General features: G+C 49.7%; 21 protein-coding genes. 6 read left to right on the plus strand and 15 right to left on the minus strand.

Annotated features, from left to right (window positions below):
• Nucleotides 1-452: 452 nt before the first annotated feature.
• Both serA and ACXAGL_RS07165 read right to left on the minus strand, forming a co-directional pair.
• The gene (serA, locus tag ACXAGL_RS07160) at nt 453-2039 is read right to left on the minus strand and encodes a phosphoglycerate dehydrogenase (RefSeq protein ID WP_474990646.1); all 1587 of its coding nucleotides are present in this window, start codon (nt 2037-2039) and stop codon (nt 453-455) included.
• Nucleotides 2040-2042: 3 nt separating this feature from the next.
• A complete protein-coding gene (locus tag ACXAGL_RS07165; RefSeq protein WP_474970129.1) occupies nt 2043-3203 on the minus strand; it encodes a pyridoxal-phosphate-dependent aminotransferase family protein in 1161 nt (386 codons plus the stop codon).
• 302 nt (nt 3204-3505) lie between these two features.
• Here ACXAGL_RS07165 and ACXAGL_RS07170 point away from each other — a divergent pair, with 302 nt between their 5' ends.
• Together ACXAGL_RS07170 and ACXAGL_RS07175 are read left to right on the plus strand one after the other, a co-directional pair.
• Complete coding sequence (locus ACXAGL_RS07170; protein ID WP_474970460.1) at nt 3506-5155, plus strand: peptide ABC transporter substrate-binding protein; 1650 nt, start codon at nt 3506-3508, stop codon at nt 5153-5155.
• Nucleotides 5156-5684: 529 nt separating this feature from the next.
• Nucleotides 5685-6317 carry a YczE/YyaS/YitT family protein gene (locus tag ACXAGL_RS07175; RefSeq protein ID WP_474990648.1) on the plus strand — a complete coding sequence of 211 codons (633 nt, stop codon included), beginning with the start codon at nt 5685-5687 and terminating at the stop codon, nt 6315-6317.
• A 2-nt stretch (nt 6318-6319) separates the two neighbouring features.
• Here the strand turns inward: ACXAGL_RS07175 and hmpA are convergent, their stop codons facing one another.
• Nucleotides 6320-7543, minus strand: a complete 1224-nt coding sequence (hmpA, locus tag ACXAGL_RS07180; protein ID WP_474990650.1) for an NO-inducible flavohemoprotein — start codon at nt 7541-7543, stop codon at nt 6320-6322.
• A 179-nt stretch (nt 7544-7722) separates the two neighbouring features.
• On the opposite strand from hmpA, the gene ACXAGL_RS07185 reads away from it, so the two are divergent.
• Nucleotides 7723-8160: an Rrf2 family transcriptional regulator gene (locus ACXAGL_RS07185; RefSeq protein ID WP_474970640.1), complete on the plus strand. Its 438-nt coding sequence runs from the start codon at nt 7723-7725 to the stop codon at nt 8158-8160.
• Between the two features lie 56 nt (nt 8161-8216).
• On the opposite strand, the gene rpsR is transcribed toward ACXAGL_RS07185, so the two are convergent.
• The 7 genes from rpsR to ACXAGL_RS07220 form a co-directional block, all read right to left on the minus strand.
• Nucleotides 8217-8444: a 30S ribosomal protein S18 gene (gene rpsR, locus ACXAGL_RS07190; RefSeq protein WP_027955890.1), complete on the minus strand. Its 228-nt coding sequence runs from the start codon at nt 8442-8444 to the stop codon at nt 8217-8219.
• Between the two features lie 21 nt (nt 8445-8465).
• Nucleotides 8466-8954 (minus strand): single-stranded DNA-binding protein, encoded by a 489-nt coding sequence (gene ssb / locus ACXAGL_RS07195; RefSeq protein ID WP_027955889.1) that lies wholly within the window; start codon nt 8952-8954, stop codon nt 8466-8468.
• Between the two features lie 12 nt (nt 8955-8966).
• On the minus strand, nt 8967-9260 hold the full coding sequence (gene rpsF / locus ACXAGL_RS07200; RefSeq protein WP_027955888.1) for a 30S ribosomal protein S6: 294 nt from the start codon (nt 9258-9260) through the stop codon (nt 8967-8969).
• A gap of 136 nt (nt 9261-9396) precedes the next feature.
• On the minus strand, nt 9397-10494 hold the full coding sequence (ychF, locus tag ACXAGL_RS07205) for a redox-regulated ATPase YchF (RefSeq protein ID WP_474990652.1): 1098 nt from the start codon (nt 10492-10494) through the stop codon (nt 9397-9399).
• Between the two features lie 240 nt (nt 10495-10734).
• Nucleotides 10735-10929, minus strand: coding sequence for a DUF951 domain-containing protein (locus ACXAGL_RS07210; RefSeq protein ID WP_474990654.1), 195 nt, complete (start codon nt 10927-10929; stop codon nt 10735-10737).
• A 14-nt stretch (nt 10930-10943) separates the two neighbouring features.
• Nucleotides 10944-11852, minus strand: coding sequence for a mechanosensitive ion channel family protein (locus tag ACXAGL_RS07215; RefSeq protein WP_474970135.1), 909 nt, complete (start codon nt 11850-11852; stop codon nt 10944-10946).
• Between the two features lie 50 nt (nt 11853-11902).
• On the minus strand, nt 11903-12922 hold the full coding sequence (locus ACXAGL_RS07220; protein WP_474970136.1) for a YkvI family membrane protein: 1020 nt from the start codon (nt 12920-12922) through the stop codon (nt 11903-11905).
• Nucleotides 12923-13011: 89 nt separating this feature from the next.
• Between ACXAGL_RS07220 and yyaC the strand changes: the two genes are divergently transcribed.
• On the plus strand, nt 13012-13638 hold the full coding sequence (gene yyaC, locus ACXAGL_RS07225; RefSeq protein WP_474970137.1) for a spore protease YyaC: 627 nt from the start codon (nt 13012-13014) through the stop codon (nt 13636-13638).
• A 2-nt stretch (nt 13639-13640) separates the two neighbouring features.
• Here yyaC and ACXAGL_RS07230 read toward each other — a convergent pair whose 3' ends face one another.
• From ACXAGL_RS07230 to ACXAGL_RS07250, 5 genes are all read right to left on the minus strand, one after another.
• Nucleotides 13641-14345: a DUF554 domain-containing protein gene (locus ACXAGL_RS07230; protein WP_474990656.1), complete on the minus strand. Its 705-nt coding sequence runs from the start codon at nt 14343-14345 to the stop codon at nt 13641-13643.
• Nucleotides 14346-14407: 62 nt separating this feature from the next.
• The gene (locus tag ACXAGL_RS07235) at nt 14408-15241 is read right to left on the minus strand and encodes a ParB/RepB/Spo0J family partition protein (RefSeq protein WP_474990658.1); all 834 of its coding nucleotides are present in this window, start codon (nt 15239-15241) and stop codon (nt 14408-14410) included.
• Nucleotides 15222-15995, minus strand: a complete 774-nt coding sequence (locus ACXAGL_RS07240) for a ParA family protein (RefSeq protein ID WP_027955880.1) — start codon at nt 15993-15995, stop codon at nt 15222-15224. Before ACXAGL_RS07240 ends, ACXAGL_RS07235 begins: the two co-directional genes overlap by 20 nt.
• A gap of 112 nt (nt 15996-16107) precedes the next feature.
• A complete protein-coding gene (gene noc / locus ACXAGL_RS07245; RefSeq protein ID WP_474970140.1) occupies nt 16108-16971 on the minus strand; it encodes a nucleoid occlusion protein in 864 nt (287 codons plus the stop codon).
• Between the two features lie 336 nt (nt 16972-17307).
• Nucleotides 17308-17850 carry a GNAT family N-acetyltransferase gene (locus ACXAGL_RS07250; protein ID WP_474990660.1) on the minus strand — a complete coding sequence of 181 codons (543 nt, stop codon included), beginning with the start codon at nt 17848-17850 and terminating at the stop codon, nt 17308-17310.
• A 156-nt stretch (nt 17851-18006) separates the two neighbouring features.
• On the opposite strand from ACXAGL_RS07250, the gene ACXAGL_RS07255 reads away from it, so the two are divergent.
• Together ACXAGL_RS07255 and splB are read left to right on the plus strand one after the other, a co-directional pair.
• Nucleotides 18007-18267, plus strand: a complete 261-nt coding sequence (locus tag ACXAGL_RS07255; RefSeq protein WP_027955877.1) for a transcriptional regulator SplA domain-containing protein — start codon at nt 18007-18009, stop codon at nt 18265-18267.
• On the plus strand, nt 18261-19289 hold the full coding sequence (gene splB, locus ACXAGL_RS07260; protein WP_474990663.1) for a spore photoproduct lyase: 1029 nt from the start codon (nt 18261-18263) through the stop codon (nt 19287-19289). Before ACXAGL_RS07255 ends, splB begins: the two co-directional genes overlap by 7 nt.
• The last annotated feature ends 222 nt before the right edge of the window (nt 19290-19511 follow it).

Below are 19511 nucleotides of genomic sequence, written 5' to 3' on the forward strand. Positions count from 1 at the left end.
AATTTAACAAGGGATTGTCTCAAAGTCAAAGTTTATGATTCACTTTTACAAAAACCACACCAAAATGAACCCACTGGCAGACGATTAGACGGCAAGATCGTCCGTTCCTCCTTATAAAGTTCCCCCTATACGGAGCGGCCTCGTTCCACTTATCGGTGGATGCTCCTCGTAACCTCACCAAAAAAAGAGAACGATTTTCCGTTCAACAGAAGATCGCCCCCTAATTATTAGACAGAAAATAATCGAAAATGAACTTTTTCCAATTACGTATGGGCCGCAGACCGTTCCGGAAGAACGAGTGGGCCGGGATCGCTGAGCGTGGGTTTTGCGAGGAAGAGCGGGCGCGGAAAGGGAAGGGCTTATGCTCCTGGCGGTAAGACAGAAAAAAAGCTTGTAAAGAACCAGAGGATTCTCTACAAGCTGAGACCGGCCTGCTCAGGCCGGTCTTTTAGTTATTTGAGGGTTAAATAATCCACCTGACGGATGTCGGCAATCTCAGAAAGCTGATCAGCTGCCTGCTTATCTATGGCTTTATCGACGGTTAAGACCATGACCGCTTCTCCACCTTCATTCGCACGTCCCACCTGCATCGTTGCAATGTTGACGTCCTGCTCGGCAAGCAGGCTGCCGACACGCCCGATGGCTCCAGGCTGGTCGGTATGGTGAATAACAATCAAATGACCTTCCGGAACGATATCAATGGAATATTGGTCGAGCTGGACGATCCGCGCCCCAAGTCCATTCAAGCGGGTACCGGCTGCACTGCGTGTTTCCTGATCGGTTTCAATTTCCACCGTAATGAGGTTCGTGAAGCCTTTCGTTTTCGTTGACTTCTGCTCATTGATTGTAATGCCTTTATCTGCCGCTGTTTTATAGGCGTTAACATCGTTGACCCGGCTGCCGATGTATCGACCGAGGATACCTTTCACCGCAATTCTCGTCAGCGGCGTCGTATCGATGTCGAGCAGTTCCCCACTGTAGTAGACATTGATTTTTTCAAAGGTGCCTTCTGCAATGCGGGACACAAACGAACCGAGTCGTTCGGAAAGCGTAAAGTATGGCGACAGCTTCTCCATCATTTCGGTAGACACCGAAGGCAGGTTGACCGGATTTCTCACGGTTCCTCCGCGCAGCAGTTCAAGGACGTCGGCACTGACATCGGTCGCCACGTTTTCCTGCGCTTCCACGGTACTTGCACCGAGGTGAGGAGTGGCAATCACATCAGGCAGGGACAGCAGCGGATGCTCCGTAGCCGGTTCTTCTTCAAATACATCGAGAGCCGCTCCCGCAATTTTCCCGGATTTAACTGCTTCATATAAAGCATTCTCTTCCACGATTCCTCCGCGGGCACAGTTCAAAATACGGGCACCGTCTTTCATGAGTGCAATCGCTTCTTCATTAATCAAGTGCTTCGTTTTTTCAATCAGCGGCGTATGTACAGTCAGGAAATCCGCCTGTTGGAGTACTTCTTCCAGTGTACCGTGGGTGACGCCTGCCTTCTGTGCTTTTTCTTCATTAAGAAAAGGATCGAAGGCAACGACTTTCATGCGGTGCCCTTTGGCGCGCTGGGCCACCTCGCGGCCGATCCTTCCGAAGCCTACAATTCCAAGCACTTTATCCTTCAGCTCCACACCGACGAATTTCTTGCGTTCCCAGCGTTTCTGCTGAAGCTGGTGATACGCCTGCGGGATGTTGCGGGCCAGGGACATGAGCATCGCCATGGTGTGTTCGGCTGTGGAAATCGTATTGCCATCCGGGGCGTTCACGACAATCACACCATTGTCGGTGGCCGCATCCAAATCGATGTTATCAACACCGACACCGGCACGGCCGATGATTTTCAGGTGGGTTCCATGTTCAATGACTTCACGCGTTACCTGCGTCTGGCTGCGGACAATCAATGCTTCTGCGGAGCCGACCGCTTCCAACAGTTCCTCATGGGACAAGGACGTTTCCTTAATGATTTCGATATCATCCGCTTCACGAAGCGGTTTAATGCCTTCCTCACTCAATGGATCACTAATTAACACTCGGTGCATGGATTAATCCTCCCTTGTAAAATCGAGGTACGCCGCCTGAGCTGCTGCTGTACCTGCCCCCGGTTCAAACGTATGACCGAGGCGCTTCAGAATGATTTCGATAATGCCGATATACTGCAGAACATTGGCCGGACGGGAGTACCCCATGTGACCGACACGGAAGATTTCGCCCTTCAGCTGTTTCTGTCCGCCGGCAAGCTGCAGGCCGAATTCTTCTCTTGCCAGTTTTCTCAACTGCTCGGCTTCGAACGTTTCCGGCCGGACGGAGGTGACCGTCGTGGATGCCTCTCCATCGGAAACGAGCAGGGGAATCTGAAGAGCCTGAAACGCTTCACGTGTCATCTGCTTCATTAATGCATGACGTTCATACACTTTTTCCAACGTTTCTTCCTCTAAAAGACGCAGCGCTTCCTGCAGGCCGAACAGCAGGGAAAGAGCAGGAGTGTACGGGGTCTGACCGGCCATCAGCTGCTTACGGTAGACGCGCAGATCCAAATAAAAACGCGGCCTCGGATTCTGATCGATGACTGTCCAGGCAGCATCCGCCACGGCAACAAACGCAAGACCCGCCGGGAGCATCATCGCCTTTTGCGAACCGGAGACTAAGATATCGATTCCAGAAGCGTCCATATTCAAACCAGCGCCGCCGATCGAAGAGACACCATCAACAATAACAAGCGCCTCACTGACTTCCTTCACTTTTTCAGCGACGGCCTCCACCGGGTGCATGACTCCGGTCGATGTTTCACAGTGCGTCACGAATACAGCCTTGATATCCGGGTTCTCCTGGAGGGCCTGTGTAACCTGATCGACCTTTACAGCCTCTCCCCATGTGACATCGAGGCGGTGGACATTCAATTCATAGGTTTGACAAATCTGGGCAAAACGATCACCGAACGCACCGGCCACAACGACAAGCACTTCATCTCCCGGCTGGGTGACATTGACGACAGCAGATTCCAGCGCGGACGTCCCGCTTCCTGTTATAACGAGAACGTCACCGGATGTACCGAAGACCGGCTTCAACCTCGGGGCGATGTCCTGCATCAATTCCTTGCATTTTTCTCCTCTGTGTCCAATCATCGGCTGACTCATACTGCGGTCCACACTCGGCGGGATCGGCGTCGGTCCCGGAGTATGAAGCAAATCCCATTCACGCTTCATTCGACTTGTACCTCCTATTTATTCAATGCTCTCTTTTCATCTTTTAGACGCGTTAAAACGTTAGAAAAGAATTGGATATTCTATAATCCTATCAGAAGTAAACCCGATGTCAATGTAATGGGAATATTCTGTTTAAAGCAGGATAAGCCGGTGTTTTCCCGCGTATGCCAAAGGATTAGACAAAAATAGACTTTGCTTTTTTTCTTATTTATTTGTATAATTCAAAAAGTAATTATTTTTAGAAAATTTAAACTATAGGGGGAGTCACTTTGAGAAAACATCTGTTGGTGCTTTTCGGATTGATGTTTGTGCTTGTACTGGCAGCATGCAGCGGCGGGGACAGCGAAACATCTTCTGAATCAGGGGAAGGTAATGAGGAAACATCAGAAGGAACAGAAGAAAGCAGTGCTTCGGGAGAACAGGAAATCACGATTACATCAAAAAGTGAGATCCCAAGCATGGACCCGTCCTTGATTACGGATTCCGTCGGATTCCAATGGGCAGGGGAAACCTACGAGGGACTTTACCGACTCGATGAAAACAGCCAGCTTGTCAACGGAATGGCGGAAAGCTCTGAAGTGAGCGAAGACGGCCTGACGTGGACATTCAACCTGCGTGACGCCGAATGGTCAAACGGCGACCCGGTTACCGCTGACGATTTCGTTTATGCGTGGAGAAGAGCGGTTGATCCGGAAGTGGGATCCGAGTACGGTCCATACTTCCTTGGTGGCATCATTAAAAATGCAACTGAAATCAGCAACGGGGAAGCTTCTCTAGAAGACCTCGGAGCAACAGCTGTCGATGATAAAACGCTTGAAGTCGAACTGGAAAAGCCGGTTCCTTACTTTGAGTCCATGACGGTCTTCATCACGTTCATGCCGCTCAATCAGGAGTATGTTGAAGAACAAGGGGACAAGTTCGCAACAGAAGCGGAATATACCATTTCCAACGGACCGTTCGAAATGACTGAATGGAGCCACGGCGAAGGCTGGTCCATCGAAAAGAGCGATTCCTACTGGGATAACGAAACGGTACAGCTTGAGAAAATCAATGCCAAAGTCGTAAAAGAAGTTTCCACCGGTGTGAACCTTTATGAGTCCGGTGAAATTGATCAGACAGAATTGAATGCGGAATTTGTCGACCAGTATCGTACGAACGAAGCATTCAACGTCGTCGAAAAACCATACTTATATTTCTTCAAGTTCAATCAGGAAAATAACGAGGCGCTAGCCAATGTAAACGTACGTAAGGCCATTTCCTACGGGATCGATCGTCAAGGTCTTGTCGATGTTATCCTGAATGACGGATCCGTCCCGGCAGAAGGTTATGTCCCATCCAACTTCGTTTCCATGCCGGACAGTGAGGAAGATTTCCGCGAGGCACAAGGGTCACTTGTAGAATCCAATGTTGAGAAAGCAAAAGAGCACTGGAGCAAGGCGCTTGAGGAACTCGGTACAGATTCTGTTGAAATCGAGCTGCTGGGTGATGATACAGGGACATCCAAAGATGCCCTTGCGTATTACAAAGGACAGCTTGAGGAAAACCTGGACGGCCTGACGATCAAGCTTCTGGAAGTACCATTTAAGGAACGTGTCCGCCGTGACAACAATTCCGAATTCGAAATCGAAGCGGCTACGTGGGGACCGGACTACGTGGACCCGAACACGTACTTGAACATGTATTTGACAGATGGCCAGAACAACAACATGGCGTACTCCAGCGAAGAGTATGACAGCTTGATTGATAAAGCCAATTCAGAGTATGCCCAGGATCCGGCGAAGCGTTTTGAAACCTTCCTGGAAGCCGAGAAGCTGCTTCTTGAAGAAGATCAGGCCGTGGCTCCTATCTATCAGGATGCTAAAGCACAGCTGTTCCGCCCGTCCATTAAAGGCGTTTATTCTACAGCAACAGGCCCTGAATTCGAATTCAAGTGGGCTTACGTTGAAGAGTGATTCTATCCTATAAAAAAGCAGGAGCTAAAAAGCTCCTGCTTTTTTATATGTAGATCACTCCCATTTACCCCAACGCCTCCAGTCTTCCTTATTCAAGGAAAATGCTTTCGATTACGGTAAGTGGACGTCTCCCTACACGTATACGACACATCATTCAGGGTTCCTGTCATGACCCGTACGGCATATTCTTGTGAAACAAGGATCGTTTAGTGCCTTCATATCCTTCATCATTTGGTGAAGTCACGAGGAGCGCTCGGTGGTGACGCCTGCGGGAACAGCACAGGTCGAAGATCCACTTGGGCAGGTGTTCTTTCTGCCCAAGTTAGCTGAGGCCGTGCCCGCGGCAGGCATCCACCGATAAGCGGAACGTGACCGTTCTACCCAAATGGTGGTCAAGGTTCCTCACTCACCAGCTTGAAAGGCAGGAGCCATAAGCTCCTGCTTTTTTACTTTTATTTACACCCTCTCCCTTGAAATACGGGTGACTCCCGCTGTATAGTCTAAGGATAACGAGAAAAGGGGTGGTGTCATGAAACGCCATTACATCCGAGGCTTGTATTATCTGGCAGGCCTTTTCATTATGACCGCCGGTATTGCCTTGACGATTCAATCCTCCCTCGGTACCTCTCCTTTTGACGCCCTTCTTGTAGGACTGCACCGGACATTCGGATTGACAATCGGCAGCTGGGAAATTGTTGTCGGCCTGACGATGATCCTGTTTAATGCGGCGGCATCGAAGAAAAAACCGGAACTTTTCGCTGTCATCACTTCGTTGATGACAGGGGCAGGGATTGATTTCTGGGTGTTTCTTCTAAGAGAATCCATCCAGCCGGAAACAGCAGCCGTACAGTTTATCTGCCTGACCAGCGGCATGATCATTGCCGGTTTCGGGATTGCGATGAACCTTCAGGCAGATTTCGCACCGAATCCCTTCGACCGGATGATGCTTGTGATTAAGGATTTAACAGGGTGGAACGTTTCGATATCGAGAGCCTTCATCAGCATCATTCTTGTCATTCTGGCGGCCTTGTTCGGAGGAGCGGTGGGAATCGGCACCGTGATCATTACCATTTTCAGCGGGTATACCATTAACATCTTTATGAAGATGATCGACCAGTTCGACCAGCGTACCTTCCAGGCCGCTCCACTGAGAGAATCGTAACGTTACGATTCTCTCAGCACCAATGCTTCCTGAGGACCGAAAAATTCATAGTGCATCGCATCCTCCTTCACACCCCACTCGGTCAGACTCCTGTACACCGCTGTCATAAACCCCTTCGGTCCGCAGAAATAAAATTCAGCATCTTTCGGAACCGTACGCTGAAGGATATCCAAATCAACGAAGCCCCGCTCATGAAACGCGTCCGAGCGGATATCTTCTTCTGTCGGCTGTTCATAAACGAAGCAGGACTTCTCTTTCAGCATATCCTCTTTGAATGCGTGCACCCTGCCGTTCCTAGCCGCATGAATAACATAAATATCCCGTTCAGGCTGCCGGGCTGCAGCTTCCTTCTGCATGCTCATCAATGGAGTCAATCCTGCCCCTCCGCTGATCATAACGAGCGGACGCTTACGGTCATCCAGGTGGAAATCACCGGCCGGAACGCTTACTGGAAGCGTATCTCCAACATTCACATGGTCATGCAGCCACGTTGAAACGATTCCGGCCGGAACATCCTCGGATCCTGCCTCACGTTTGACGGTGATTCTGAAATGATCACTGCCCGGAGCATCAGATAAGCTGTACTGACGAAGATGATCATAGGACTCCCCTTCGATCTCAGCTTTCACCGTAATATATTGACCAGCTTTGTAACGGGGCAGTGGGCGCTCATCTTCCGGCTCCAGATAAAAGGACGTCATTTCATCACTTTCCTTCACTTTATCAACGACCTGCATCAACCTCCAGTCTGACCAGCCACCTTTCTGATCCTCCGCTGCTTCATATAAGTCTTTTTCGACATCGATGAAAACACCTGCAATAACACCATAAGCCTCTCCCCAGGCTTCAATAACTTCATCCGTCGCCTGCTCGCCAAGCACTTCCTTCATCGCTTTCAGCAGATATTCACCAACAATGGGGTAATGTTCCGGCTGAACATTCAAGCTTCGATGCTTTTCCGCAACTGTTCTGACCTGAGGAAGCACCGCGCCAAGGTTTTCGATATGAAGAGCTGCCATGTAAACCATATTTGCCAGGGCTCTCGGCTGATCTCCCGCCCGTTGGTGGGTCTGGTTGAAGATATTTCTAAGCTCCGGATAATTTTCAAAAAGTCGTTTGTAAAACAAGGTCGTAATCGTCTCTCCATGCTCCTCCAGCACAGGAACCGTTGCCTTAATAATCCGTACCGTTCTTTCATCAAGTGGATGTTTAACGTGATTAGTCATCATTCAAACCCCTTTAAAAGATGTATTTTATATACACCTTTATTGTATCGAAAGATAATTCTTCTGCAACGTCTTTTCCACAAAAAGATTTGACAATTCGAAGGCAGTCTTCTTTCCGCTTTCCATAGAAATGCATGTGGTATGATAAAAGAAATAGAAAACAAGAAGGGGTGCCGGACATGCAGCTAAAGAAATATACGGATTATGCCCTGAGGGTACTGATGTTTGCCGGGTCCAAGGAAGACGGTGCCCTGGCGAACAAAAAGGAAATTTCCGAGGTGTTTCATATATCTGAAAACCATCTGGGGAAAATCATTCATGAATTGAGCAGGCTCGGTCTGATTGAAACGATCCGGGGAAGAGCTGGAGGAATTCGTCTGGCTGAAGAACCGAAAGATATAAATATTGGAAGCGTCGTACGGGCGATGGAGGATAATTTCCATCTGTTGGAGTGCTTTGACTGTGGATCGGATTACTGCGTCCTTACACCGGCGTGCCGGCTGAAACGTGCCCTGCACGAAGCTCTGGCCGCATTCTTTCAAGTGCTGGACAGCTATACACTGGCGGACTTACTGGATAATCGGGGAGAACTGCAAAAGCTGATGGGGCTGGCCTGAACATAAAAAAACCGTGAAGTCTATAAAAGACTTCACGGTTTTTAGTAACGCTGCTATTACTCAGTAGAGTAAGGAAGCAGGGCCATTTGACGAGAGCGTTTGATCGCTTTTGTCAATTTACGCTGATATTTAGCAGAAGTTCCAGTTACTCGACGAGGAAGAATTTTTCCACGGTCAGAGACGAAACGTTTCAGCAAATCAACATCTTTATAGTCGATGTGTGTGATTCCGTTAGCTGTGAAGAAACACACCTTTTTACGTTTTCCGCGTCCACGACGTGCCATGTAGCATTCACTCCTTTCTGATTAAAATGGTAGATCGTCGTCTGATATATCGATGGGTTCGCCATTATCTGCGAATGGATCATCGTTTCGTTGATTATTATTATTGGAACCGAAGTTGTTTCCTGATGGTTGATTCTGATTTGGCTGGTATCCTGAACCTCCACGGTTTCCTCCGCCCTGCGAAGAACCACCCTTGGATTCAAGGAATTGTACGCTGTCTGCAACGACTTCGGTTACAAACACACGCTTGCCTTCCTGATTGTCGAAACTGCGGGACTGTAGACGTCCGTCCACTCCGACAAGACTGCCTTTACTCATGAAATTCGCAAGGTTCTCCGCTGCTCTTCTCCAAACGACACAGTTGATGAAATCGGCATCGCGATCTCCCTGATTGTTTGAGAACGGGCGGTTGACAGCGATCGTAAAGTTGGCGACAGCTACTCCGTTTGGCGTATAGCGTAAATCAGGATCCTTCGTCAATCTGCCGGCTAGTACGACACGATTTAACACCAGAATCACTCCTTATTTGTCATCTTCGCGTACTGCGATGTGGCGGATAATATCATCCGTGAACTTCGCCTGACGGTCGAATTCATTGATCGCTTCACGTGTACCGTTGAAATCAACTGTTACGTAGATTCCATCACGGTGGTCGTTAATTTCGTAAGCAAGACGGCGCTTGCCTAGTTCTTTAACTTCCTGGATCTCCGCTCCGTTATCTGTAAGGATTTTGCTGAAACGATCTTTGACAGATGTTTTCGCTTCCTCCTCGATATCTGGGCGGATGATATACATGATTTCGTATTTTCTATTCATCCGTTTTCACCTCCTTATGGACTTAACGGCTCCTTTTTCGTAAAGAGGAGCAAGGAGTAATTCGTTTAATTACTCACAATATAGTATTGTAACAAACTTGTCCCCACTTTACAACCTTTTGTGGAAGGTTCCCCGTTTATACGTTGAAACGGAAATGGATGACGTCGCCGTCTTTGACCAGATATTCTTTTCCTTCAAGGCGGACACGGCCGCGGTCACGAGCAACGCCCATTGTTCCAGCATCAACCAGATCCTCATAGGACACTGTCTCAGCACGGATGAAGCCGCGCTCGAAGTCCGTGTGAATGATACCGGCCGCCTGCGGAGCAGTCATGCCTTCCTTAAAGGTCCAGGCGCGCACTTCCTGTTCGCCGGCAGTGAAATATGTCGCCAGGCCGAGCAGGTTGTAGGTCGCTTTGATCAATTGATCAAGACCGGATTCCTCGATTCCAAGATCGTCCAGGAATTCGTCCTTTTCATCGCCATCAAGCTCAGCGATTTCAGACTCGATTTTTGCACAGACGACAATGACTTCTGCGTTCTCTTTAGCCGCAAATTCACGGATCTGCTTCACTTTGTCATTGTCACCTTCGCCAATTTCATCTTCACTTACGTTAGCCACATAGAGGATGGGCTTGGAAGTTAAAAGATGGAGACCTTTCACGACTTTTTCCTGATCGGTGCTGAATTCGACAGCGCGGGCGGGTGTTTCAGCTTCCAATGCTTCCTTCAGCTTTTCAAGAACGGGATATTCAGCAACGGCGTCCTTGTCCTTCTGACGGGCAAGCTTAGCTACACGGTCCAGACGCTTCGAAACCGTCTCAAGGTCGGCTAGGATCAGTTCGAGGTTGATCGTTTCGATATCGGTAATCGGATCGACCTGACCGGAAACGTGGGTGATGTTTTCATCTTCGAATGCGCGTACAACGTGGCAGATCGCATCCACCTGGCGGATATGGGAGAGGAACTGGTTGCCGAGACCTTCCCCTTTGCTTGCGCCTTTGACGATGCCGGCGATATCAGTAAACTCAAATGCGGTCGGAACAGTTTTCTTAGGGTTCACGAGCTCGGTCAGCTTTTCCAGCCGCGAATCCGGTACTTCCACGATCCCGACGTTCGGATCTATTGTGGCGAACGGATAGTTGGCGGATAAAGCGCCTGCCTGTGTAATTGCGTTAAACAACGTAGATTTCCCTACGTTCGGTAAACCTACGATTCCAGCTGTTAGTGCCATATGAGACTTTCACTCCTTAAGGATTTACATACATGCATGTTAGTCCACTTTATTATAGATTCTGTACTTGAAAATAACAACCTGCGCCGTCCCGTCCTTACGGGGAAAAGCACAGCCCAAAAGTCCATTTTCCACTATAACAAATCCACCCTTTGCAAAGAAACAGACCGAATAATGGAAGTTTGTCCTTTTTTCCTCTTTCCATAAAAAAACCTCCCCTGTCAAAGGGAGGGCTTTCGTTCATTCACTTGGTTCCAGCACTTTTTTCATCTTTGTTTCAAACTTCCGGCGCGGGACGAGGACACTGTGTCCGCAGCCTTCACATTTGATCCGGATATCCGCCCCCATGCGGATGATTTTCCAGCGGTTCTCGCCGCAGGGGTGCGGTTTTTTCATCTCCACCATATCATTGAGTTGATAGGATTTCTCTGCCATAACTGTGCTCCTCCTTATTGATCGACCGCTTCATTCTCGTTCTCGTTATGCCGGGAATACATGACCATACGAGGAAACGGAATTTCAATGCCTTCCTGATTCAGCCGGTTTTTCACTTCTTTACGGATCACCCGTGCCACCGCCCAGTGCTCCATCGGGTTAACCTCAGCGATCACACGCATCACGACTTCCGATGCTCCGAGGTTCTGAACACCAAGGAGTTCCGGCATAGTGATGATTTCCTCATAACGTTCCGGCAGTTCCTCAAGCAGTTTTGAAATGACCTGCTCGGCCCGCTCGATGTCCTCCTCATAGGCCACTTTCACATCGACGACCGCCACACTGTTGTGCATGGAATAGTTGGTCACCTGAGTTACATTGCCGTTCGGCAGAATATGGACTTCGCCTGTCCATGCTTTCACCTTACACGTCCGGAGACCGACTTCTTCGACGAAGCCTTCGACACCGGAGGTCTGGATATAGTCGCCGACGGAAAACTGATCTTCAAAGATAATGAAGAAGCCGGAAATCACGTCGCGCACAAGGTTCTGGGCCCCGAAGCCGATCGCAAGGCCTGCTACACCGGCACCGGCAAGGAGTGCAGCGATGTTGATCGTCAGCGTCTCCAAAATCATAATAAAGGCGACAAAGTAGACGACATAGGACAACGCATTGACGACCAGCTTGTTCAGCGTCGCTTCCCGGCGCTGGGTAATTTGAAATGGCCCCCTGCGTTTATTCGCAAAAAACTGCGCAATCAAACCGCGCCCGATCCGGATAATCAGCAGAGACAGCACAATGATCATAATGATCTTCAACGCGCCGATTCCGTAACTCCACCAAATCTCCGGATCTTTGACATAACTGACAAGTTCCTCCCACTGTGTTTTGGCATCTTCCACAGCTTTCGTTGGCTCACTCACCGCTTTCCCTCCTGTACGTCTATGAATATGACATTCATTTTAACAGGTTTTCAGCGAATTTTGAATCTGGAAAGAACGGGGTATAAAAGAAGGGCGAGGAGCACGTATAAATTCAGGATGCCGTACAGCGGATACAAGTATTCAATTAACGTGGAGAAACCGAAAGAAGTGAAAGGAAGCATGATGGCAATCACCATCATCGCCAGAATCCAGAGCGGCTGCCGGACGTAATCCCGGAACCTTGTGACGAGCCCGAGTGTGCCGGAGGCCGCGGTGGTGAAAATGGCAATCCAGAGCATCACCGACATGAAGATCATCATTTCGTACGGATAATGTTTAAGAATCGCGAAAAGGGGGATTTCATACAAAATGATGTCTTCTGCAATTTGGATCAGACTGTTGTTATAGAGGTAGGAAACGACTCCGAGGACCACACCGCTTCCGATACTGGCCACCCAGATCTCTCCCTTGCGTCTGACCTGGTTGCCGATCGCCCCGAGGACAGCAATCAAAGGCAGGATGTTCAGTGCGGTAAACGGAAACGCCGCCAGCCAGTTGCTCATCTCATGCACATGGCCGAAAAGGGACAGGTCCTGATCTTTGATGAATAAGATGAGGACGAATAACAGACCTGCAATCAGCAGCGGCAGAACAAAGCTGTTCACGACGACGATCCCTTTGACGTCCCATACAAACAGGAGAATAAGCGGAATGATAATCAGAACGACCCCGAACTTATAAGAGAAGTTGAAGGCCTGCAGGGTCGCTCCACTGCCTGCCAGCATAATGACCGTCGTCGTAAACAGATAGACGATGATCATCCAGTCATATACGCCGGTCAGACGACGGCCGACGACCGCGCGGAGGACAGGGAGATAATGGCCGCTTTCCAGCTTGAAACTGATCGACAAAATCACCCAGCAGCAGAAGATGAACATAATCGAAAACAAGAGGATGGCCAGACTGCTGTCATCACCAAAAAACTGCCACAGCTCTCTTCCGGAAGCATAGCCGGCCCCTATCATCGTTCCGACAATCAAAAACATCCACTTACAACCCGCTTTTATCATGACCGTTCCTCCACATCTATGTATTTGCGACGTATAGAACCAAGGACAACCTTATATACTGTTACTACTATGTGTCTGGAGGAGAAGCTATGAATTTCAAGGACAAGTTTTCCAAAGAAGAGAAACGCGTCAGCACTGAAGACCCGGCCATGAGTGATCAGCTTGCCGACTATTTGAATGACTGGCTTCCCCCGTCGAAGGACATTGTCGTCGCCTGTATCGGAACCGACCGTTCCACGGGAGATTCCTTCGGTCCGCTCGTCGGGTCGATGCTTCACGATCAATTACTGGATACCTTCCATATATATGGCACACTGGAAGAACCGCTCCACGCCCTGAACCTGAAAGAACGGCTGTCTGCCATCCACCGGGAACATGTAAACCCGTACATTCTCGCTGTTGACGCCTGCCTCGGCAAATCTTCCTCTGTCGGTTCCGTTGTTCTCGGTAAAGGGTCCTTGAACCCGGGCTCCGCATTAAAAAAGGACCTGCCCCCGGTAGGGCAGATCCATATCAGCGGGATGGTCAATGTCAGTGGATTCATGGAGCATGTCGTCCTGCAGAATACACGGCTTCACGTCGTCATGCAGATGGCGGCTAAAGTGGCCGCAGCCATTCAGATGACCGAAGCGAAGCGGAAGAAAACAAGCATGGAGACACGGCCGTTCCAGGCGTTCACAACGTCCCGGCCGGTCATTCACAAACGGATCCAGTAACATTAAAACCACTGGTAGACCCAGAGAATCACTCCAACCATCAGCAGCGAAGGCAGCAGGTTGGCTGTGCGGATTTTGGTTATATTCAGCATATTCAGCCCGATGGCTGTAATCAGCAGACCGCCGGCTGCCGTCATTTCTACGATGAATTGATCAAGGATCGCTTCCGGCACCCAGGCATTGATCTGCGTCGCCAGGAGGGCGATGCCTCCTTCATATAACACAACGGGGACGACGGAAAACAACACGCCGAATCCGAGCGTCGAGGTCAGGACGAGCGCCACGAATCCGTCGATGATCCCTTTAGTGATCAGCACTTCATGATCCTGGCGCAGACCACTATCCAGGGCACCCAGAACCGCCAGCGCCCCGATGACGAAAATGAGGGAGGCGGTAATGAACCCCTGTGCAATGCTGGTTTTCTGACCCGGGCGGCTGAATTTTTCCTCCAGCCACCGGCCTGTGGACTGCAGCTTTTCCTCAAGAGAAGCCGCCTCCCCGATCAAGCCGCCGAGCAGCAGACTAAGCAGAACGATGACGATGTTTTCTGTTTCGAACGCCATCTGCAGACCGATCAAAAGAACGGCAAGACCGATCCCGTTCATGACCGTTTCCTTAAACCGCTCAGGGATTTTTGTGAAAAACAGACCAAGCCCTGTACCTACAGCGATACAGAGTCCATTGACGAGCGCTCCTGTTAAAACCATCGGCTTTCGACCTCCTCAGACAAAAATAAACCAGAGACCCTGAGGCCCCTGGTCTGTACGCGTTACTCCTGGAACATATCGAGAATTCTCTCCAAATCCGCTTCATTGGTGAATTCGATCTCAATTTTCCCTTTCCGACGGCCTTTTTGGATTTTCACAGCCGTACCGAGCCGGTTTCTCAGGTCGGTTTCCCGCTCCTTCAAAAACACATCGGCCGGTTTCGGCTGCTTTTTATCTTTCGAACGTGTCTGGTTCTTTTCGTGGATCAGCCGCTCCACCTGCCGGACATTGAGGGATTCTTTGACGATCCGGCCGGCGAGTGTAATCTGCTCCGACCGGTCTTTCAACCCGAGCAGAGCCCGTCCATGGCCCATGGAGAGGCTGCCGGACTCGATCAGCTCGATCACCTCCTGTGGAAGCGACAAAAGACGGATGAGATTGGCAATGTGCGAGCGGCTTTTTCCAAGTCGTTTGGACAGAATTTCCTGCGTGACGTTCAGTTCCTTGATCAGCTTTTCATAGGAACGGGCTTCCTCCACCGGAGAGAGATCTTCACGCTGCAGGTTCTCCAGCAGAGCCAGCTCCATCATTTCCTCATCCGTCAGATTCTTGACGATGGCAGGAACCGTCTCCAGCTCCGCCTGCCTGGCTGCCCGCAGACGGCGCTCACCAGCAATAATCTCATAGCCTTTGATGCTTTTCCGGACAATTAAAGGCTGGAGGATACCGTGGGTTTCAATCGACTGCTGAAGTCCGTCAAGGGCCTCTTGATCGAACTGTCTGCGGGGCTGGTACGGGTTCGGCCGGCATGCGCCCACAGACACATCAATCAGTTCATCATCCTCCATGGAGCCGGTGATCAGAGAATCCAGCCCTCTACCTAACCCTCTCACCATTTGTAATCACTTCCTTTGCTAATTCTAAATAGACTTCTGCTCCTCTTGATTTCGGATCATACAGGATTGCCGGACGTCCGTGGCTGGGAGCTTCGCTCAACCGGACATTACGGGGAATGATCGATTGGTAGACCTTATCCTGGAAATATTTTTTCACTTCTTCGATCACCTGGATGCCGAGGTTGGTCCTGGCATCGAGCATTGTCAGCAGGACCCCTTCAATCATCAGCTGCTTATTTAAATGCTTCTGGACAAGCCGGATGGTGTTCAACAGCTGGCTCAATCCTTCAAGCGCATAATATTCACACTGGACTGGAATTAATACCGTATCAGAAGCGGTCAGGGCGTTCAACGTCAAAAGGCCTAAAGAGGGCGGACAGTCAATAATGATATAGTCGTAATCCGCTTTTAACTGATCCATGGACTTTTTCAACTGCGCTTCTCTTGAAATCGTCCGCACCAGTTCAATTTCTGCACCGGCAAGCTGGATGGTGGCGGGGATGGCATCAAGGTTCTGCACGAGCGTTTCCGTCCGGACCTTGTCCGCCTTCACATCATCGATGAGAACGTTGTAGATGCATTGATCCACTTCCCCCTTTTCCACACCTATCCCGCTCGTGGCGTTTCCCTGCGGGTCGATATCAACTAAAAGGACTTTATGATGGAGATAAGCCAAGCATGCACTTAAATTGACGGCTGTCGTCGTTTTACCGACGCCGCCCTTTTGATTTGCGATGGAAATCACTTTCCCCATGGTGTCACCTGCCTCTGTTTTAGTATAATTCTACCATTTCCCCCGTAAAATAGGCGGAACAGCTTAAAAAAAGCCCCATCTCCACTAAAAAAGTCAAGATGGGTACGGGACGTTATGATTTTTTCTTCGGAATTTTAATGGTGATTTGATAATAATCATCATGATCCTGCTCGTCTGTTTCCAGATCGATCCCGGTATCTGTCACCATATTCAACGACTGGCGGATCGTATTCATCGCAATCCGCATATCCTTGTTCACCCCTTTGAGGGTAGGTTTCTTTTTCTTCGGTTTTGGATCGGAAAGCTTGGCAATCCGTTCCTCCGTCTGCTTCACGTTCAGCTGCTTTTCAATGATTTCCTTCAGTACCTGTTCCTGTACTTCCGGATCCTTCAACGCGATCAGGGCACGGGCGTGACGCTCCGTGATCTGCTTGTCCATGATGGCCTGCTGGACGGATTCCGGCAGTTTCAGAAGCCGGATTTTGTTCGCAATGGTCGACTGGCTTTTACCGAGACGCTGAGCCAGGGCCTCCTGTGTCAGTTGATGAAGCTCAATCAGCTTCGCATAGGCGAGCGCTTCTTCAATGACGGTTAATTCCTCCCGCTGCAGGTTCTCAATCAAGGCCACCGACGCCGTCTGGGAGTCATTCATATCACGGATGATCGCCGGTACGGTCTCCCATCCGAGTGACTGGACAGCGCGCCACCGGCGTTCACCGGCAATCAATTCATATTCTTCTTCATTTAACCGACGGAGAACGATCGGCTGAATCATCCCATGCGTATGTATCGTCTGGGCAAGTTCGCTGATCTTCTCGCTGTTAAAAATCGCTCGTGGCTGATAGCGGTTAGGCTGTACACGATCTACGGGAACCTGTACAACTTCATCGGGACTGTAGCCTTGTTCCTCATTGTTGTCATTATCCGATTCCGGTTTGTCCCCAAGCCCGAATAAACGACCAAAAGGATGTAACACGATCAGACACCACCTTTATACGATCAAGCATACGCCTTTATTATTAAGAATGAAAGGAATGGTTTGAAACATAAAAAGCGCCGCAGGCTGTAGACGCTGCTGCGCACACGTATGCCGTTTTCTTTTCTCTCATTATTTTATCACATTTATACAGGGAAAAGTATCTTGATGAACGAAGATTTTACATCCTTCCCCTGTCGAAACCGGCGGGATCCTTGAAAATCCGTGCCGGTTTGATGCGTTTTTCCCTTTCTCTCCCTATGACAGATTTCGTCGATAAATTTTGTTCTATGCCTGTGTCCCGCAAAAAAACGCCTGAAAGCAGGCGCTTTTGTTTCACATGGAACGTCGCTGTGATCCACGAACGAGTCCGTACACGTCAATATCCTTGAATTCCCCTCTATGAAGCATATCCTCCTTCAAGGTTCCTTCGTAAGTGAGACCGGCTTTTTGCATGACGCGCGTAGAGGCCGGGTTGTCGGAAATCGCTGCAGCCCAGATACGGTGCAGGCCGATGTCCTCCAAACCGAACCGGACGACCCGCCGGGCTGCTTCGGATCCATAGCCGTGTCCCCAGTAGGGCCGGCCGATCCAATAGGCGAGTTCGCCTTTTTGGTGTGCCTCATCGATACGGAGCGTCATCGTCCCCAGCAGTCCATCATCTTTCTTCTGCTTTACGGCAAAAGGAAATGCTTTCTTTTCCTCCATCCAGGAAGCATGGGAAGCGATCCATTCCTTCGCGTGTTCGATCGTATAGGGATGAGGAACGAATGTCGTCGCCGCCACTTCCGGATCTCCCGCGAGTTCTGCCGTTTTCTCTATTAGATCTTCTGTAAAAGGCTCTAAAATCAGACGTTCTGTTCTCAAAAGCCATGTCATACATCTCATCCTCCTGCTTTCCCTTTTCTGGACAGGAGACTGGAATTCCTTTTATTAACATCGAATTTCATAATAAAAAAGCTGGCTTAGTGGAAACATGAGCACAAATGGACAAGGAATAGCAGCATAACCAATTTTATGAGAGCAGGTGTCCGTATGGAATTTCAACCGTCCTATAAGGCGGGGGATGTCGTATATGTCATCTACCGCAATCCACACACGTATGATGTGGCGAATGTACAGGAAGCAGCCGTCGTCAATAATCCGGAACAGCCGGGCGAACTTGCTCTGTTTTTGTACGAAACGTATTTTCCACTCGACGAGAACATCGCTGTGTATGCTTCCGAAGGCGAAGCGGAAAGGGCCTATTACGATGCCTTCGGCGGCGGGGCTGAATCGGAGGGACAGCTGTGGTAAAGCCATTCGTACCAGAACTTGTTTATATTGAACCCCGGGCCCTGGAATACCCCTTAGGCCGGGAATTAAAGGAAAAATTCGAAGACATGGGAATTGAAATCCGGGAAACCACCTCCCATAACCAGGTCCGGAACCTGCCGGGGGAAAATGATTTCCAAAAGTACCGGATAGCCAAATCCACCCTTGTCGTCGGTGTAAGAAAAACATTGAAATTTGATACGTCCAAGCCGTCAGCAGAATATGCCATCCCTCTTGCGACAGGCTGTATGGGCCACTGCCACTATTGTTACCTGCAGACGACGATGGGCAGCAAGCCGTATATCCGTACGTATGTGAACGTCGATGAAGTGCTCGACTCTGCGGAGCAGTACATGAAGGAGCGGGCACCGGAAATGACCCGCTTTGAAGCCTCCTGTACGTCTGACATTGTCGGCGTCGATCACTTGACTCATTCCTTGAAACGGGCGATCGAATATTTCGGGCAGTCTGAATACGGTCAGCTCCGGTTCGTGACAAAATTCGCGCATGTGGATCACCTGTTGGATGCGAAGCATAACGGACGCACACGGTTCCGCTTCAGTATGAATGCTGATTATGTCATTAAATATTTGGAGCCGGGCACATCAAGGCTCGATGACCGTATCGGTGCCGCCGTGAAAGTGGCCGAAGCCGGTTACCCGCTGGGCTTCATCATCGCCCCGATCTATCTGTATGAAGATTGGAAGGCAGGGTACAAAGAGTTGTTTGAAAAACTTCAGGACAGACTCCCGGACCATGCTGTACAGGATCTGACGTTTGAACTGATCCAGCACCGGTTTACAAAACCGGCCAAACGCGTCATTCAGAAAAACTATCCGATGACAAAGCTTGAAATGGACGAAGAAAAACGCAAATACAAATGGGGGCGCTACGGCATCGGAAAGTACGTCTACCAAAAAGATGAACAGGAAGAGATGAAGAATGTCCTCGGCGGCTACATTGCCGAATACTTCCCTGAAGCAAGCCTTGAATATTTCACGTGAAACAAAAAAGGCCTCCATACAGAGGCCTTTTGGCTGTAGAAAAAGCCTGTGTTAACCAGTTAGAGTTGTTCATTTGTCGTGTGAAGGGTCGCTTTCCGCTTATCGGTGGATGAATGCCGCGGGCACGCCCTCAGCTGACTTGGACAGGGTGGTCGCCTTCCGAAATATGACAAAGACTTCCCAAGGAGCGGTGCCCCTTCCACTCCTGCGGAAGAACGAGTG

The sequence above is a fragment of the Halobacillus sp. ABA4_118 genome (genome assembly GCF_056160205.1).